General features: G+C 53.5%; 15 protein-coding genes. 12 read left to right on the forward strand and 3 right to left on the reverse strand.

Annotation, left to right across the window (positions count from 1 at the left end; translation table 11 throughout):
- Window positions 1-71: 71 nt before the first annotated feature.
- Window positions 72-1,148 (reverse strand): CNNM domain-containing protein, encoded by a 1,077-nt coding sequence (locus tag ACWAU4_RS08095; RefSeq protein ID WP_025887502.1) that lies wholly within the window; start codon window positions 1,146-1,148, stop codon window positions 72-74.
- A 202-nt stretch (window positions 1,149-1,350) separates the two neighbouring features.
- Between ACWAU4_RS08095 and ACWAU4_RS08100 the strand changes: the two genes are divergently transcribed.
- From ACWAU4_RS08100 to der, 8 genes are all read left to right on the forward strand, one after another.
- Complete coding sequence (locus tag ACWAU4_RS08100; protein ID WP_025009762.1) at window positions 1,351-2,472, forward strand: bifunctional tRNA (adenosine(37)-C2)-methyltransferase TrmG/ribosomal RNA large subunit methyltransferase RlmN; 1,122 nt, start codon at window positions 1,351-1,353, stop codon at window positions 2,470-2,472.
- Between the two features lie 32 nt (window positions 2,473-2,504).
- Window positions 2,505-3,290, forward strand: coding sequence for a type IV pilus biogenesis/stability protein PilW (gene pilW / locus ACWAU4_RS08105; RefSeq protein WP_028779192.1), 786 nt, complete (start codon window positions 2,505-2,507; stop codon window positions 3,288-3,290).
- Complete coding sequence (locus tag ACWAU4_RS08110) at window positions 3,290-4,252, forward strand: RodZ domain-containing protein (RefSeq protein WP_208125721.1); 963 nt, start codon at window positions 3,290-3,292, stop codon at window positions 4,250-4,252. Before pilW ends, ACWAU4_RS08110 begins: the two co-directional genes overlap by 1 nt.
- A gap of 63 nt (window positions 4,253-4,315) precedes the next feature.
- The gene (gene ispG / locus ACWAU4_RS08115) at window positions 4,316-5,428 is read left to right on the forward strand and encodes a flavodoxin-dependent (E)-4-hydroxy-3-methylbut-2-enyl-diphosphate synthase (RefSeq protein WP_025009764.1); all 1,113 of its coding nucleotides are present in this window, start codon (window positions 4,316-4,318) and stop codon (window positions 5,426-5,428) included.
- Window positions 5,429-5,546: 118 nt separating this feature from the next.
- Window positions 5,547-6,824, forward strand: coding sequence for a histidine--tRNA ligase (gene hisS / locus ACWAU4_RS08120; RefSeq protein ID WP_144219985.1), 1,278 nt, complete (start codon window positions 5,547-5,549; stop codon window positions 6,822-6,824).
- 18 nt (window positions 6,825-6,842) lie between these two features.
- Window positions 6,843-7,463, forward strand: coding sequence for a YfgM family protein (locus tag ACWAU4_RS08125; RefSeq protein ID WP_144439011.1), 621 nt, complete (start codon window positions 6,843-6,845; stop codon window positions 7,461-7,463).
- Window positions 7,464-7,472: 9 nt separating this feature from the next.
- Window positions 7,473-8,660 (forward strand): outer membrane protein assembly factor BamB, encoded by a 1,188-nt coding sequence (bamB, locus tag ACWAU4_RS08130; RefSeq protein ID WP_028779197.1) that lies wholly within the window; start codon window positions 7,473-7,475, stop codon window positions 8,658-8,660.
- A 79-nt stretch (window positions 8,661-8,739) separates the two neighbouring features.
- Window positions 8,740-10,206 carry a ribosome biogenesis GTPase Der gene (gene der, locus ACWAU4_RS08135; RefSeq protein ID WP_039035069.1) on the forward strand — a complete coding sequence of 489 codons (1,467 nt, stop codon included), beginning with the start codon at window positions 8,740-8,742 and terminating at the stop codon, window positions 10,204-10,206.
- A 186-nt stretch (window positions 10,207-10,392) separates the two neighbouring features.
- On the opposite strand, the gene xseA is transcribed toward der, so the two are convergent.
- A complete protein-coding gene (gene xseA / locus ACWAU4_RS08140) occupies window positions 10,393-11,736 on the reverse strand; it encodes an exodeoxyribonuclease VII large subunit (RefSeq protein ID WP_208125722.1) in 1,344 nt (447 codons plus the stop codon).
- 118 nt (window positions 11,737-11,854) lie between these two features.
- Here xseA and guaB point away from each other — a divergent pair, with 118 nt between their 5' ends.
- The 3 genes from guaB (at window position 11,855) to ACWAU4_RS08155 (ending at window position 16,498) form a co-directional block, all read left to right on the forward strand.
- Window positions 11,855-13,321 carry an IMP dehydrogenase gene (gene guaB / locus ACWAU4_RS08145; protein WP_025009769.1) on the forward strand — a complete coding sequence of 489 codons (1,467 nt, stop codon included), beginning with the start codon at window positions 11,855-11,857 and terminating at the stop codon, window positions 13,319-13,321.
- Between the two features lie 103 nt (window positions 13,322-13,424).
- Complete coding sequence (guaA, locus tag ACWAU4_RS08150) at window positions 13,425-15,002, forward strand: glutamine-hydrolyzing GMP synthase (protein ID WP_028779200.1); 1,578 nt, start codon at window positions 13,425-13,427, stop codon at window positions 15,000-15,002.
- Between the two features lie 308 nt (window positions 15,003-15,310).
- On the forward strand, window positions 15,311-16,498 hold the full coding sequence (locus ACWAU4_RS08155; protein ID WP_454290532.1) for a tyrosine-type recombinase/integrase: 1,188 nt from the start codon (window positions 15,311-15,313) through the stop codon (window positions 16,496-16,498).
- A 31-nt stretch (window positions 16,499-16,529) separates the two neighbouring features.
- Here ACWAU4_RS08155 and ACWAU4_RS08160 read toward each other — a convergent pair whose 3' ends face one another.
- Complete coding sequence (locus ACWAU4_RS08160) at window positions 16,530-17,564, reverse strand: transcriptional regulator (protein WP_454290533.1); 1,035 nt, start codon at window positions 17,562-17,564, stop codon at window positions 16,530-16,532.
- Window positions 17,565-17,659: 95 nt separating this feature from the next.
- Here ACWAU4_RS08160 and ACWAU4_RS08165 point away from each other — a divergent pair, with 95 nt between their 5' ends.
- Window positions 17,660-17,881 (forward strand): helix-turn-helix transcriptional regulator, encoded by a 222-nt coding sequence (locus ACWAU4_RS08165; RefSeq protein ID WP_158124140.1) that lies wholly within the window; start codon window positions 17,660-17,662, stop codon window positions 17,879-17,881.
- Window positions 17,882-17,885: the final 4 nt, after the last annotated feature.

Consider the following 17,885-nt stretch of genomic DNA (forward strand, 5'->3'; position numbering starts at 1 on the left):
GTCGTTAGCCTGTCAAACTATCTCCCACTTGGATGACACCTGTATTAAAGCACTGAATTAATATTCTGAAATCAGAGCCCTTGGGAGTCAGTGACCGGCTCTCTGTCATCCGAGAGTCGGATCCCCTTATCTTTCATGCGGCGTTTCCAAAGTCGCCTTGCCAGTTGCTGCATGTCGGTGGCCGGGTCATTGATATCGACAATCTCCAGCCCCAGCAAGGATTCGATTATGTCTTCCAGTGTCACCAGCCCCTGACCACTGCCGTACTCGTCCACCACCATGGCTATCTGAGCGTTGCGTTTTATCATCAGCTCAAACAGCGGCAGGATGCGGGCGGTTTCCGGCACTATCACCAAATTGCGCTTGAGGTTCCCAAGGGGCGCATCGGGATTATCCCGCTCACTCAGCAGCACATCGGTACGGTTCACATAGCCTATGATGTCGTCGTGATCCTTGTCGAAAATAGGCACCCGGGTAAAAGGCTTATTGATATGCTGGCTGACAAATTCATGTTGAGTCAGGGCGGCCGGCAGAGTGAACATCACGGTTCTTGGAGTCATGATGGCGGTAACCGGCATCTCCTTGACGCTCAGCATCTGAGTCAGAATTTTGCTTTCCTGTTCATCCAGTTCACCGGATTCATGGCCTATTTTGGCCATGGCGCTCATTTCCTGACGGATATACTGGCCAGAGTCACCTTTGCCGAGCAAACGGGTAACCTTATTGGACATCCAGATAAGCGGCAGGGTGATGCGTTCCATCCACACCAGAGCCACAGACACACTGGGGGCCATGGCTCGCCAGTAGTTGGCACCTATGGTTTTGGGGATGATTTCGGAAAAGAACAGAATGAGGAAGGTCAGTACCCCGGAGAATACCCCCAACATCTCATCGCCAAACACTTTGGCAGCCTGAGCACCGGCCACGGCCGCACCTACGGTATGGGCTATGGTGTTGAGTGTCAAAATAGCGACCAGGGGAGATTCGACATTGTCTTTCTGTTTTTGAAGACGTTCGGCAGCATCCGGGTTGGACTGGCGCAGCGACGCAATATAGCTGGGAGTCACCGAAAGCAGCACGGCTTCAAACACACTACAGAGAAAAGAGACGCCGATGGCGACCAATACAATAACGATAAGCGTTAGCATAAGGGGGGAATTATCACTCCGATGCAAAGGCCAACATTAGCCCAGCGCTATTCTATCATAGAGCTTGTGAGCTGAAGCTTAATTTTCTGCTCGGTAGAGCGAAAGTCGGGTATAAGGGGATCCGCTGAATTACTGGCTATAGTGGCGGCCTATCTGTATAATTCGCCGCCCTGCTGCAGGTTTTGGTGTTGAGGTAAGTCAAATGAGTGAAAAAAAGATCAATCTTTTGGATCTTGATCGTAAGGCAATGCGTGAGCTTTTCGTCGAGTTGGGCGATAAGCCGTTTCGTGCCGAACAGCTGATGAAGTGGTTGTATCACTTCGGGATCAGTGACTTTGACCAGATGACCAACATCAACAAGCACCTGCGGGCCAAGCTGAAAGAGCGCTGTGAAGTGGTGGCGCCGGAGATCTCCAGCTATCAGAAATCGGCCGATGGCACCATCAAGTTTGCCATCAATGTCGGCGAAGGTCAGGAAGTGGAAACCGTCTATATTCCTGAAGATGATAGGGCGACTCTGTGTATTTCATCTCAGGTGGGGTGTGCGCTGGAATGTACTTTCTGCTCCACTGCGCAGCAGGGCTTTAACCGTAACCTGACAGTATCTGAAATTATCGGCCAGATCTGGCGGGTATCCCATTTCCTCGGCTTCCAGAAGGAAACCGGTGAGCGCCCGGTCACCAATGTGGTGATGATGGGCATGGGTGAACCCTTGCTGAACCTGGCCAACGTGATCCCGGCGATGGATATCATGCTGGATGACTTTGGTTTTGCCCTGTCCAAACGGCGGGTAACGGTTTCCACATCCGGCGTAGTACCGGCGCTGGATAAACTGGGCGACGCCCTCGATGTGGCGCTGGCGGTCAGTATCCATGCCCCCAATGACGAGCTGCGTAACGAGCTGGTGCCTATCAACAAGAAGTATCCGCTCAACGAATTCCTGGCTGCTATTCGTCGTTATATCGCCAAGTCCAACGCCAACCGCGGCCGGGTCACGCTGGAATATGTGATGCTGGATCATATCAATGACAGCACAGAGCAAGCCCATGAGCTGGCCAAGTTGATGAAGGATACCCCTTGCAAGGTCAACCTTATCCCGTTCAATCCTTATCCTGGCTCTCCTTACGGGCGTTCTTCCAACTCCCGTATCGACAGGTTTGCCAAAGTGCTTATGGAATACGGCCTTACCGTGATAGTGCGTAAGACCCGCGGCGATGATATCGATGCCGCCTGTGGCCAGTTGGCCGGGGATATACGTGACAGAACCAAGCGTCTGGCGAAAAAACGCATGCAAGCCAATCAAATTTCGGTCACAATGGATTAACTCTTTGTTTGTCCAGATTTATAGGTTTGCCAATGAAGCACGGATTGCCAGGTTTAGCGCTCGCGTTACTGCTCGGGGCCACGTTGCCCGGATGTGTGACCGAGCGAACTTATGCCGGCACGGACATTCCGGTCTCGGAACGCCAGTTTGATAAAATTGCCGCCGCCAAGGAACGGACGCAGTTAGGCCTGACCTATCTGCAAAAGGGTAACTCCCAACAAGCCAAATTTAATCTCGACAAGGCCATGGAATACGCCCCTCATCTTGAGGAAGTGCATATTGCCATGGCCTATTACTATCAAACCGTGGGTGAAGCGGTGAAGGCTGAGCAAGCCTATGAAGCCGCCATAGATACCCGCAATGCCAGCGGCGACTCGATGAACAACTTTGGGGTATTTCTCTGCCAGCAGAAGAAATATGCCAAGGCAGAGAAGATGTTCCTGAAGGCAATCGACAACCCCAGATATACCCGCACTGCCTCCAGCTATGAAAACCTGGGTATTTGCAGCCGGGATGCCGGGGAAATAGAAAAAGCGCGACACTATTTTGAGATGGCGCTAAAGTATGAGCCCAGAAGACAGGTCTCATTACTGGAACTGACAGAATTGGAGCTTGACGCCCATAACTACGCCGCGGCCAGAGTGCAGTTGGAACGCCTTCATAGGGTGATTCCCGAAACAGCGGAGAGTTTGGCGTTGGGCATTAGCATTGAGCAAGGGTTAAATGATGACGCGGCCGCCAAGCGTTACGGAATACTGCTGCAGGCCAAATTTCCAGCGTCTCCCCAGGCCAAACAATACCGGGCAAGTATGCACTGATGACAGAGTTGAATAACCAAGTCAACAAGGATGAAGACGAGAGCCAAAAGGTTCCCGGGCAAGAGGATACGCTCGGGTCATTACTGAAAAGCGCACGCGAACAAAAAGGTATCACTATAGAAGATGCGGCTACCAGGCTGCATTTGCGTCCCTGTATTGTGGCCGATATTGAAGCCGATTGTTTCAGCAATATCGATTCCTCCACCTATGTCCGCGGCTACGTGAAGAACTATGCCCGCATATTGGATGTAGACAAAGAAGCCATTAACGCTTGTTTGGCTCGGCAGGTCCCCAAGGTGACTGAACCTGCGATGCAGAGCTTTTCGCGCAAGACCAGCCGTCAGGCTACCGACAGCCGTTTGATGCTGGTGACTTACCTAATCGGTTTTCTGCTGCTGGCTCTGCTGGTGGTGTGGTGGCTGCAAAAGCCTTCTGTGGTTTCCGATGTCGACTTTTCCAAACCGACGGCAGAAGAGGTGCAGCAGGCCAGAGAGTTTGAATCACGTCAGGCACAAATGGAACAACAGGACACGTCGCAGCAGCCCGTTGATGTACTGCCGGATAATGAGCCGGGCGCCTCTGCGGCATCAAACCCAGTCTTGGAAAGCGAGAGTGATACTGAGAGCGCTGAAATAGAGACAGACAGTGCCGAGAACAACACCAGTGGTGCTATCGCCGGCGTCGAGGCGGCAGAGCTGGAGCCGGTAGCTGACCCGGCGCAGGCTTCGGTCGGTATTGAGCTTAACGGTGACTGCTGGATCAAACTCACAGATGCCAACGGCAAGACTCTGATAGATGGTCTGAGATCGCCAGGACAAAGCATCAATGTACAGGGTAAAGCGCCTTTTAAACTGGTCTTGGGCGCGCCGCAGACAGTTAGCCTGACATTTAACGGCCAGGCAGTGAGCCTTGCCGATTTCCCCAACGGTCGGGTAGCCAGACTGACCCTGCCACAGGCATAATAGCATCAAGCAGGATAATTGAAGTGGCGCCCACAGGGCGCCGAGTCAACAGAGCAGAATACGATGTACAGTGAAAATCCCATAAAACGCCGTCCTTCCACCCGCATCTATGTCGGCAATGTGCCCATTGGTGATGGCGCTCCCATCGCAGTGCAGTCGATGACCAATACCCGCACTACAGATATAGAAGCCACAGTGGCGCAAATTCGGGCGCTGGAAACCGTAGGCGCCGATATCGTGCGGGTGTCTGTGCCTACCATGGATGCCGCCGAAGCGTTCAAGCTTATCAAACAGCAGGTCAAGGTGCCGCTGGTGGCCGATATCCATTTCGACTACCGCATCGCCCTTAAAGTGGCGGAATACGGCGCCGACTGTCTGCGTATTAATCCAGGCAACATAGGCAATGAAGAACGCATTCGCGCCGTGGTTGAGTCTGCCCGTGACAAAAATATCCCCATCCGTATCGGGGTAAACGGCGGTAGTCTCGAAAAAGACTTGATGGACAAATATAAAGAGCCCACCCCGGAAGCCTTGCTGGAATCGGCAATGCGCCATGTGGACATTCTCGATAGGCTCAACTTCGACCAGTTCAAGGTCTCGGTGAAGGCATCGGACGTGTTCCTGGCGGTGGAGTCCTACCGTTTGCTGGCGAAACAGATTAAACAGCCGTTGCACCTTGGGATCACCGAAGCCGGTGGCGCCCGTGCCGGCGCCGTTAAATCGGCAGTGGGCCTGGGCATGCTGCTTGCCGAAGGCATAGGCGATACCTTGAGAATATCGCTGGCTGCCGATCCTGTAGAGGAGATCAAAGTCGGTTTCGATATCCTCAAGTCGCTACGCATTCGCTCCCGCGGAATTAACTTTATCGCCTGTCCATCCTGCTCAAGACAGGAGTTTGATGTGATAGGCACGGTTAACGCCCTGGAGCAGCGCCTGGAAGATGTGACCACAGCCATGGATGTCTCCATCATAGGCTGTGTGGTCAACGGCCCCGGCGAAGCCCTGGTGTCCCATATTGGCCTCACCGGCGGTAACCGCAAGAGCGGTTATTACGATGAAGGTGAGCGTCAGAAAGAGCGCTTCGACAACGACAATCTGGTCGATGCCCTCGAAGCCAAAATTCGCGCCAAGGCGCAAATGATGGAAAACCGTATTTCAGTCAAAGAAGCCGAATAATCCCTGATGACGTGAATGTGAACTGGCCAGCGCTGGCCAGTTTTACGTTTGCCGGTGAAGCGCCTATAATGGCTGGCATTTTTGAATTTTTAGCCCCAGAGCAAAACGAGTCGAGATAGTGGCAAAACAGATCCAAGCGATTCGCGGAATGAATGACATTCTGCCAACCCAAAGCCCCGTATGGCAAAAAGTTGAGGCGGTATTGCGCGCCTCTGTTGCCTCTTTCGGTTACAGTGAAATCCGCACACCTATCGTTGAGAACACAGACCTGTTCAAGCGTTCGATAGGGGAAGTGACAGATATTGTTGAGAAGGAGATGTACACCTTCGCCGATCGCAACGGTGACAGCCTCACCCTGCGCCCGGAAGGCACCGCCTCTACAGTTCGTGCCGGTAACGAACATGGCCTGCTGTACAACCAGGAACAACGTCTATGGTATATGGGCCCCATGTTCCGCCACGAGCGGCCACAGAAAGGGCGCTATCGTCAGTTCCATCAGTTTGGGGTTGAAGTTTATGGTATCAAGAGCGCCGATATTGACGCCGAAGTGTTGATGTTGTCCGCCTCTTTGTGGCAGAAGCTTGGATTGACCGAACACGTTTCCCTCGAGCTGAACACTCTGGGTGACAGCGACGAGCGCGCAGCCTATCGTGAGGCGCTGGTGGCCTTCCTCGAACAGCATAAAGACAAGCTGGACGAAGACAGCCAGCGGCGCATGTACAGCAACCCACTGCGAGTGCTGGACTCGAAAGTTCAGCAGGTTCAGGCCTTGCTGGCCGATGCTCCGGCGCTGATGGACTACCTGGGTGAAGACTCAAAGGCACATTTTGCCCGCTTGTGTGAACTCCTGGAGGCCGTTGGCATCCAATACAGGGTTAACCCACGCCTGGTACGCGGATTGGATTACTACAACCGCACCGTATTTGAGTGGGTCACCGACAGCCTGGGCGCTCAGGGCACAGTACTGGCCGGTGGTCGTTACGATGGCCTGGTGAGCCAGCTTGGCGGTAAAGAAACGCCGGCAGTGGGCTTTGCCATGGGACTGGAGCGGATTGTTCTGCTGCTGGAAACCCTGAAGCTGAACGCCGATGTTGCTGCCGAAGTGGATGTCTACGTGACCGCCATGGGTGATGACTGCGTAATCGAGGCGATGAAAATTGCCCAGGAACTGCGCGAGAAGCTGCCCAAGCTCAAGGTGATGAGTCACTGCGGTGGTGGCAACTTCAAGAAACAGATGAAAAGAGCCGATAAGAGCGGCGCGGGTTTTGCGCTGATTATCGGTGAGACCGAACTGGCCAATAACAAGGTGGCGGTGAAACCGCTGCGGGGTGATGGGGCTCAGCAGGATGTTGAACGCCAGGCCCTGGCCGACTATTTGGCAGAACTGATTAAATAATTTAGAGGGGAAGTGCGGGTGGAAATCTACAGCACAGAAGAACAACAAGTCGAAGCGATCAAGCAGTTCTGGAAAGACTATGGCACTTCGATAGTCGCAGGTGTCGTAATAGGTCTGGGTGGCCTCTATGGCTGGAACTACTACTCCGATGTCAAAGTGGAACGTGCCGAAGCCGCCTCTCAGGCTTTTAATCAGGCCTTGATGCAAAGCGGTGATGAAGCCGCGGTGATGGCTGCCGCTGCCGAATTTGACAAGCAGCACGCCCAAGCCGGTTACTCGGCGCTGATGCAACTGATTGTTGCCAAAAGCGCAGTTGAGTCAGGCGACCTGCCCAAGGCCGAAGCCGCACTCAAAACCGTGATTGCCGCCAAGCCGGGCGATACCCTGACTGCGGTTGCCACCTTGCGTTTGGCACGTATTCAGGCTGAGCAGGGCCAGGTTGCTACCGCTTTGACCACGCTGGAACAGGTTAAGAACAGCGCATTTTCTACCCAAAGAGATGAATTTAAAGGCGATCTGCTGCTGCGTCAGGGCGAAACCGACAAGGCCAGACTGGCCTATCAGGAAGCCGTTAAAAATGGTGGCGTGACGACCAGTCCGGCGCTGCAGATGAAACTCGATAACCTGAATCAGGCATAAGGAAGGCCAATGAAGTCGTGGTGTAAAACCCTTTTGGCTTGTGGCATGGCCATAGGCGCACTGACAGGTTGTGCTTCCAGCGATGTGGAAGAAGAACCTGTGAGCCCGCTGCTGGAGATCAATGCCAGCGTATTCCCACAGGTTAGCTGGAGCGCTTCGGTTGGCAGTGGTGTTGGCGATTATTACTCCCGTCTGCGTCCTGCAGTGCGTTACGGCAAAATCTTTGTTGCCGACCGTTACGGTGAAGTAACCGCCTTTGACGAGACCAGCGGCGAGAAGGTCTGGAGCACAGACTTCAGCGAGGCGTTTCGTGATGGCGCCCTGAAAAAGAACAAGGGTGCCCGCTTGGCATCCGGCGTGACAGCGGCCCGTAACAAGGTGTTTGTCGGTGGTGAAAGTGGCCTGCTGGCAGCGCTTGATGCCGAAACCGGTGAAGTGCTCTGGCATGCGGTAGCCGACGGCGAGCTGTTGTCCTTGCCCACAGTGGCCGAAGACATGGTGGTGGTTAACAGCAGCTCAGGCTCGCTGGATGCCTTCAATGTCGACACAGGTGAAAAGCTTTGGAGTTATGAAGCGTCCCTGCCGAACCTGACTCTGCGCGGTACCAGCTCTCCGGCTTATGCCCAGGGCGGTTTCTTTGTCGGTACGGCCGATGGCAAGGTCACTGTTGTTATCAAGAACAATGGTCAACCCGCTTGGGAACAACCGATTTACACCCCTAAAGGTGGCAACGAGTTCAGCCGTATGGCCGATGTCGATATGACGCCGCTGTTGCTGGGTGACAACCTGTACGCGGTGAGCTACAACGGTAACCTGGTCAGCATGGAAATGCGCAGCGGTCGTATTGTCTGGTCGCGTAAGTATTCCAGTTTCCATGAGCTGGACACTGCGGGCCTGAGCCTGTTCCTGGTGGACGATCACAGCCGTGTATACTCAGTGGACAGACGTAACGGTCTGGAGCTGTGGAGCAACTCGGATTTGACCAATAGGGATCTGACTGCTCCGGCCGTGTTCCAGGACTATGTAGTGGTAGGTGACTTTGAAGGTTATCTGCACTTTATCGATCGCAGCAACGGCCAAATTGTGGGTCGGGTGCAGGTCGACAGCTCGGGTCTGTTCAGTCAACCTCTGGTGGTTGACGACAAAATCTATCTGCAGACCCGGGATGGCAAAATTGCCACAGTAACTCTGCCCTGATCCCAGGCTTTGATGCTGCCAAGCCCCTGGGAGTGCGTTCCGGGGGCTTTTTATTGAGAAGTTTTAAAGAGGCAAAAAGATGATTCCTGTAGTGGCCCTGGTAGGGCGACCCAATGTCGGTAAGTCGACCCTGTTCAATCGTCTGACCCGCACCCGTGATGCACTGGTGGCGGATTACCCAGGCTTGACGCGGGATCGTAAATACGGTCGTGCCTATCTGTCAGGTTACGAATTCATCCTGGTGGATACCGGCGGTATTGACGGCACCGAAGAAGGCATAGAAACCAAGATGGCCGAGCAATCGCTGGCGGCTATCGAAGAAGCGGATGTAGTGCTGTTTTTGACAGATGCCCGCGCCGGTTTGACCGCGGCCGATCAGGCCATAGCCCAACATCTTCGCAGTCGGCAAAAGACCACCTTCGTGGTGGCCAACAAGATTGACGGTATCGATGCCGACTCCGCCTGCGCCGAATTCTGGGCCCTGGGCCTGGGTGAGGTGTATCAGATGGCGGCGGCTCACGGCCGCGGCGTTACCAATATGATTGAGTATGCGCTGGCTCCTTTTGCCGAGGCGATGGGGATTAACCCGGATGCGCCCGAGGAAGAGAAGGTCGACGAGCGTCAATACACAGAAGAGGAAGCCGAAGCCGAACAGGCCAGACTGCAGGACTTGCCTATCAAGCTGGCGATTATCGGCAAGCCCAACGTGGGCAAGTCGACCCTGACCAACCGTATCCTCGGTGAGGAGCGGGTAGTGGTTTATGATGAGCCGGGCACCACCCGCGACTCCATCTATATTCCGATGCAACGGGAGGGCCGCGAGTACGTCATCATAGATACCGCCGGGGTGCGTCGCCGCGCCAAGGTGCATGAAGTCGTTGAAAAATTCTCCGTGATTAAAACCCTGAAAGCGGTTGAAGACGCCAACGTGGTGCTCTTGGTTATCGATGCCCGTGAAGGTATCGCCGAGCAGGACCTTGGCTTGCTGGGCTTTGCCCTCAACGCCGGCCGCGCGCTGGTGATTGCGGTCAACAAGTGGGACGGCATAGACAATGACGTCAAGGAAAGGGTCAAGAGTGAGCTGGACCGTCGTCTGGGCTTTATCGACTTTGCCCGCATCCACTTTATCTCGGCGCTGCATGGCACAGGCGTGGGTCATCTGTATGAATCCATCGAAGAAGCTTACGACAGTGCTACCAGACGGGTGTCCACTTCGCTGCTGACCAAGATCATGCAGATGGCGCAGGACGATCATCAGCCACCTCTGGTCAATGGTCGCCGGGTCAAGCTCAAGTATGCCCACGCCGGTGGTTACAACCCGCCTATCGTGGTGGTACACGGCAACCAGGTATCCAAGCTGCCGGATTCCTACAAGCGCTATATGATGAACTACTACCGCCGCTCGCTGAAGGTTGTGGGTACGCCCATCCAGCTGCGCTTCCAGGAAGGGGCCAACCCCTTTGAAGGTAAAGGGGAGAAACTGACCCTGAGCCAGGAAAGACGCCGCAAGCGGATGATGGCACACATCAAGAACAAGAAATCCTGATAGGGTTTTCGCAAAACAAAGCCGGGTTTAACCCGGCTTTGTTGTTTCTGATGACCAATATTGCACTTTAATTCAGTGAGTTGTGTTTAATAAAGGGCCTGTGAACTGGAATAACATCTGTCAACGACTCATAGGTATTTTCAATTCGGTTCCCTTCTCCAGCGAAGAGCATTTATCTGATTGATGCTATTCCTCAATAATGGCTTCAATTCTTGAGAGCAGCGCACCCTGTTTCAATTGGGTGCGCATCTGCTCGCCGACCACGGCGTCCTGGCTGTTTTCCAGGACTTTACCGGCTTCGTTCTTGCTGATGCTGTAGCCTCTGGACAGGGTCGACAGCGGGCTGACACTTTCCAGCGAATGGGCGCTGGCACCCAGGCGCGCATTGGCCTCTTTCAGTTTATCGGCCATGGCGTCCTGCAACTGTTGACCGAGATAATTCAACCTACTGGCTTCCAGGCTCAGCTTGTGGGCCGGGCTCTGAGCTTCGAGGCGGCTCTTGAGCTGCAGCTGCCTGTGTTCCAGCCGGTGCAGGCGATTGTTGATGGCGGCCGTCATTCTCAGTTGCTGCTCATCAAACTGCTGTACCAACTGCTCCAGCCGCCGCTTGGGATCCTGGCGCTGCAACTTGTGATCCAGCAGCGACAGCTGTTGGCGTTTGGCCAAGTGCCAGTGTTGCCAGCCCTGGCGCAGCCTGGCCATGGCCGTGGTCAGCTTTTGCCGCTTGTTGTCGACATCCTGGGATACCAGCTCGGCGGCGGCCGATGGGGTAGGGGCACGCAGATCGGCGACATAGTCACTGATACAGGTATCCACTTCATGGCCCACCGCCGAAATCACCGGCAGGGCACTGTTGTAGATGGCGTGAGCCAGATTTTCATCGTTGAAACACCACATATCTTCCAGGCTGCCACCGCCGCGGGTCAGCAGTAACAGATCCACTTCCAGCCTCTGGTTGGCTAGTGTGAGCGCCTCAATAAGCTGGTTGGCGGCGGTACCGCCCTGAACCTGTGAGGGGTAGATCACTACTTCGATGGAGGGATCGCGGCGTTTCAGCACATGCAGTACATCGCGAATGGCGGCGCCCGTGGGAGAGGTTATCACCCCAATGCGCTGGATATTGGCCGGCAGTGGCCGCTTGGTATCGGCGGCGAACAGGCCTTCGGCCGCTAGCTTCAGCTTCAGCGCTTCATACTGCTGCGCCAGCAGGCCATCACCGGCAGGCAGCATGGTTTCGATAAGCAGTTGGTAATCGCCCCTTGGCTCATACACACTCAGGGCTGCCCGCACCAGCACTTGCTGGCCGTTGGTCGGGCGAAAGGTCACATTCTGGTTGCGGCCACGGAACATGGCGCAGCGAATTTGTGAGTGATTGTCCTTGAGCGTCAGATACCAATGGCCCGAGCTTGGGCTGGCAAAGTTGGAAATTTCACCATTGAGCCAAATTCTGCCGAGGTTTCCCTCCAACAAGGCGCGAACTTCGGCATTGAGGCGGGAGACGGTATATACCTGTTTTTTGGGCTCTGGCATGGAATTTGCGTTCAAATTGGAATTTTTCTCTATTTTCCCATTTACCACCCCGGGGTTGCAAGGTATAATGCCGCCGCAATATTTCACCTTCAAATCTGACCCCCGGGGAGATGTTGCAATGCTACGATTAATTAAAGAAGCGCTTACCTTTGACGATGTGCTGCTGGTTCCAGCCCACTCGACCGTTCTCCCTAATACCGCCAATCTCAAGACCCGTCTGACCGACAAAATCGAACTGAATATCCCCCTGGTGTCCGCTGCAATGGACACAGTGACCGAAGCCCGTCTGGCAATCGCCATGGCGCAGGAAGGCGGCTTGGGCTTTATTCATAAGAATATGAGTATTGAACAGCAGGCCGAAGAAGTTCGTAAAGTGAAGATCTATGAAGCAGGTGTGGTTCAACAGCCTGTGACAGTGAAGCCTTCCACGACACTGGCCGAGCTTAAGGTATTAACTGCAAAGAACGGATTTGCCGGCTATCCGGTAATCAATGACGCCAACGAACTGGTAGGTATTATCACCGGCCGTGACGTGCGCTTCGTGACCGATACCAACCGCCTGGTTTCTGAAATCATGACCCCGAAAGAGCGTTTGGTGACAGTACCTGAAGGCACCAAGCTGGATGAAGTACAAAAGCTGATGCACTCCAACCGCATTGAAAAAGTGCTGGTTGTGAATGATGAATTCCAGCTCAAGGGCCTGATCACAGTTAAAGACTTCGAGAAAGCCGAGCGTAAGCCCAATGCCTGTAAAGATGAGCTGGGTCGTCTGCGTGTTGGTGCCGCTGTTGGTGCCGGTGCCGGTAACGAAGAACGTGTTGATGCGCTGGTAAAAGCCGGTGTCGATGTACTCTTGATTGACTCTTCCCACGGCCATTCTGAAGGGGTACTGCAGCGTATTCGCGATACCCGTGCCAAGTATCCTGATCTGCAAATCGTTGGCGGCAATGTGGCTACCGCCGAAGGTGCCCTGGCGCTGGTAGAAGCCGGTGTGAACGCGGTTAAAGTCGGTATCGGCCCTGGTTCCATCTGTACTACCCGTATCGTTACCGGTGTGGGTGTACCGCAAATCACTGCGGTTTCCGATGCCGCTGCTGCCGTTAAGCATCTGGGTATCCCTGTGATTGCCGATGGCGGTATCCGCTTCTCCGGCGATCTGGCCAAGGCGCTGGCCGCCGGTGCATCATGCATCATGGCTGGTTCCATGTTTGCCGGTACCGACGAGTCTCCAGGTGAAACTGAACTCTACAAGGGCCGTGCCTATAAGTCTTACCGCGGTATGGGCTCACTGGGCGCCATGTCTCAGGGCTCTTCCGATCGCTACTTCCAGAGCGATAACGCTGCCGACAAACTGGTACCTGAAGGTATCGAAGGCCGTGTTCCCTACAAAGGCAAAATCAAAGAGATTATCCATCAATACATGGGCGGTCTGCGCTCCTGTATGGGCCTGACAGGCTGCGCCACCATTCAGGAATTGGGTGAAAAGGCCCAGTTCGTCAAGGTGACTTCTGCCGGTATGGGCGAATCCCACGTTCACGATGTGACTATCTCCAAAGAAGCGCCGAACTACCGTTCAGGCGTTTAACAAATTCGGGGCGGCATGAGTGTCGCCCTTGGTTTATAAGCAGATAAAAACTGTGCCTGTTACGGCAGGCACTGCAATCAAACTAAAGAGATAAAGGTTATCAATGAGCAATATTCATGAGCACAAGATACTGATCCTTGATTTCGGATCCCAGTATACCCAGCTGATTGCCCGTCGTATCCGCGAAATTGGCGTCTACTGTGAACTCTGGGCCTGGGATGTCAGTGAAGAGCAGATCCGCGAGTTTGCCCCTCAGGGCATTATTCTGGCAGGTGGTCCCGAGAGTGTCACCGCCGACAATTCTCCCCGTGCCCCTGAGTATGTGTTTAACGCAGGCGTGCCTGTACTGGGTATCTGCTACGGCATGCAGACCATGAGCGAACAGCTGGGCGGCAAGGTTATCCAGGGCATAGGCGAGGGCGAGTTCGGTTACGCGCAAATCGAACTGCTGGCCGAATCTGCACTGTTCAAAAACATCGAAGATGCCGTTAACGAAGCCGGTCGTCCATTGCTGGATGTATGGATGAGCCACGGTGACAAGGTCTCGGCCATCCCTGAAGGCTTTGTCGCGGTTGCCAAGACCGAAACCTGCCCTTTCGCCGCCATGGCCAATGAAGCCAAAGGTTTCTATGGCGTGCAGTTCCACCCTGAAGTGACCCATACCCGTCAGGGCAAGCGCATGCTGGAGCATTTCGCGCTGGAAATCTGTGGCTGTGAAGCCAAGTGGAAACCCGCTTCCATCATCGAAGATGCCGTTGAGCGTCTGAAAAAGCAGATAGGTGACGACGAAGTAATCCTGGCGCTTTCCGGTGGGGTCGACTCCTCTGTTACCGCCATGTTGCTGCACCGTGCCATCGGCGACAGACTCACCTGTGTGTTTGTCGACAACGGCCTGCTGCGTCTGAACGAAGGCGAGCAAGTGATGGAGATGTTCGGTGACCACTTCGGTCTCAACATCATCAAGGTTGAAGCCGAAGACAGATTCCTCAATGCCCTTAAAGGCGAAAACGACCCTGAAGCCAAGCGCAAGATCATCGGCCGGGTATTTGTGGAAATCTTCGACGAAGAAGCCGGTAAGTGCGTCAACGCCAAGTGGCTGGCCCAAGGTACCATCTACCCTGATGTCATCGAATCTGCCGGCAGCGCCACAGGCAAGGCCCATGTGATCAAGTCGCACCATAACGTCGGCGGCCTGCCGGAAGATATGGAGCTGGGGCTGGTTGAGCCGCTGCGTGAACTGTTCAAAGACGAAGTACGCAAGATTGGCCTGGAGCTGGGCCTGCCTTACGACATGCTTTATCGCCACCCATTCCCTGGCCCAGGCCTGGGCGTACGGGTACTCGGCGAAGTCAAGAAAGAGTACTGCGATCTGCTGCGCCGCGCCGATGCCATCTTCATCGAAGAGCTGCGCAAAGCCGAATTGTACGACCGTGTCAGCCAGGCCTTTACTGTGTTCCTGCCGGTTCGCAGCGTAGGTGTAATGGGCGATGGCCGCAAGTACGACTGGGTTGTTTCTCTGCGCGCCGTGGAAACCATCGACTTTATGACTGCCCATTGGGCTCACCTGCCGTACGACTTCCTCGGCCGAGTGTCCAACCGCATCATCAATGAAATCGACGGTATCTCCCGCGTGGTGTACGACATCTCAGGCAAGCCACCGGCAACGATTGAGTGGGAATGATCACACGTTAGGCACTAGCTGGTACTAACTGGCATTAAATGACACCTAAGCCCATGTTATTATGGGCTTTTTTGTTTTAATGTCTGGCAGTATTTGGCAACTTATGGCAGCGGGAAGCACCGCTTGAGCGTGGTATCCAAAGTGGTATTATCAAGACATGATGCCATGAGTGATAGCCGATACCATGCTGCTTGATCCTGTGTGCTCATGGTATCAAAACTATTTAACTGACTGTTTTTATTGAGATTAGAGCCTGATTTTGGGGCGATATTTCAGCATGGTATCGGAATCGAAGAAGGATAAGACTCTTGCTGACCGATACCAAGCTGCGCAACCTCAAGCCGAGGGATAAACTCTACAAGGTGAATGACCGGGATGGCCTCTATGTGGCTGTCACTCCTGCCGGCTCTATCTCATTCCGTTACAACTACTCGATCAATGGCAGGCAAGAGACAATCACTTTTGGCCGCTATGGCGTTGGGGGTATCACTCTGGCAGAAGCCCGTGAGCGACTTAGTGAAGCCAAGCGGATGGTCGCTGATGGAAAGTCGCCAGCGAAGGAGAAGGCACGGGACAAGGCGCGTGTAAAAGGGGCTGAAACCTTTGGTGCCTGGGCGGAAAAGTGGCTACGGGGCTACCAGATGGCCGACTCTACCCGTGATATGCGCCGCTCGGTTTATACGAGAGAGCTGGAAAAGAAATTCGGCAATCAGAAGCTGACCGAAATCACCCACGAGGACTTGCGAGCACTTACCGACGCCATCGTAGAGCGCGGTGCGCCTGCTACGGCGGTTCATGCGCGTGAGATTGTACTCCAGGTATACCGCTGGGCCACTGAGCGAGGCCAGAAGGTTGAGAACCCAGCAGACCTGGTGCGGCCAGCAAGCATTGCCAGGTTTGAGCCGAGAGATCGAACCCTGACGTCCGAAGAAATTAGGATCATGTATCAGTACATGGGGCGTATTGGTACATCACCATCGATCCGCGCAGCGGTAAAACTGTTGTTGTTGACGATGGTGCGAAAAAGCGAGCTGACGAATGCTACCTGGAGTGAGATCAACTTCAGCGAAGCGCTCTGGACGATCCCTAAAGAAAGGATGAAGCGGCGAAATCCTCACCTGGTGTTTCTATCTAGGCAGGCCATGGACATTCTCATCGCTTTGAAGACGTTCTCCGGTGGATCGGATTATGTTCTGCCGTCGCGTTACGATTCTGACGTGCCCATGAGTAGTGCCACGCTAAACCGGGTGATGACGATGACTTACAAGCTGGCCCAAAAAGAGGGGCAACCGCTTGCTAAATTCGGCCCGCACGACCTGAGACGAACAGCCAGTACCCTGCTTCATGAAGCCGGTTACAACACCGACTGGATAGAGAAATGCCTGGCACATGAGCAAAAGGGCGTGAGGGCAATCTATAACAAAGCCGAATATCGGGAGCAGCGCACAGCCATGTTGCAGGACTGGGCTGACATGATTGATGAATGGACTACCTAATACAACCCAAGAATTTTAGCAGCTAAAATTTCTATTGGCCTTTTCCTGGCCTGTTAGCAGGGAGTAAAAAATCTTTGCGAACTGCTGCTAATGCTTTAGATACTGCTTGAGGTGTCATTGGTTGTTGTTTTCTGCTGAGTAGCTTTTTGCCAATTTGAGCTTGAGAGTAGCCATAATGCTGAAGTACCAGCATTTTCTTCTTATTGTCTGAGAGCTTGGAGTCGACCATCTTTCGAGCCAGATTGCGAAGCTCCGCCACGTCTGCTGGCTGTAATGTTAAATTCAACATGAATAGGAAGAAATAGTCATCGATCAGTTTGTCTCCTGACATAGCATGAGGCTTAGCGCGATGTGCAGATTGATGAGTTAATCTGGAAAGTTCGATATTGAATTGTGCGAGGGAGCGCTTTGCCTGTTTGTAACTTGGGTTCCACTCGTCATTGGCAAGTTTGGGGCGATGCTCTTTGCAGTAATTGTGGCTAAGTTCTAGTTTCTTGTGGTCTATAAGTTCAACTTCATTTGTTTGTCTCTGCTCTACTGTGAGCATGAATTTTGAGTACTCCGTAAGGTTTCCACAGAATTCGCAGAAGTTATGTTTTCGTTGTGCGTTTAGGTTGACGCCTTTGGTCGCTGTTGATTTCTTCGGACGCTTACAGGCGCAATCCCAGGTTAATTCAATTAACGATTCAATGGTTGCGACGAAGCACTGATCTCTTTGGGTTTGTTCATCACTTGTCTTTATGAACTGGCGTAGCAGTTGGCGCTGCATGCGCACCATTGCTTCCAGCCCTATCAGCCGGATGATTTCGCTAAATCCAACCCCTGAGCCAATACCCGCAACATGGTTTTTATAGCTGTTTGGGAGGGAGTCCATGTACTCAGCTATGGCAGGATCGATCAGTTCTTGAATCAGGCGAAGAATGGGGTAACGTCGAGAGAAGGCAGAGTAAGGACCCCAGCGCGTTCTAAATTTGGCGATAGCAAGAGAAACAGGCTGGGCGCAGCCTGGAAGGATAGCTATGTAGTCTTGCCCTAGGTCTAGTCTAGCTTGGTGCTCAATATTCATAACAACTTTATAGTCCAAAAATAAAGCTTAATCAAGTTGCATTGCTTGGCACGATGAAGCCTCAACAGGTAAATGGAGGTTCAAGCATGCAAACAATGGCAAATAAAGTTCTCATCAACAGGAAACAACTCCTGGAGATGATTCCACTTTCAACGCGCACAATTTATAACCTGGAACAGCGTGGGGAATTTCCGAAGCGCATAGCGCTTACTAGCAGAAATGTTGCCTGGGATTTATCGGAAGTCGAAGAATGGATAGAGACGCGTAAAGCGTCTGGAATCCGGGCCGCTCGACCTGGCAACACCATAGAGGCCTAACAGT

It is taken from the genome of Shewanella sp. FeAMO (assembly GCF_053653955.1).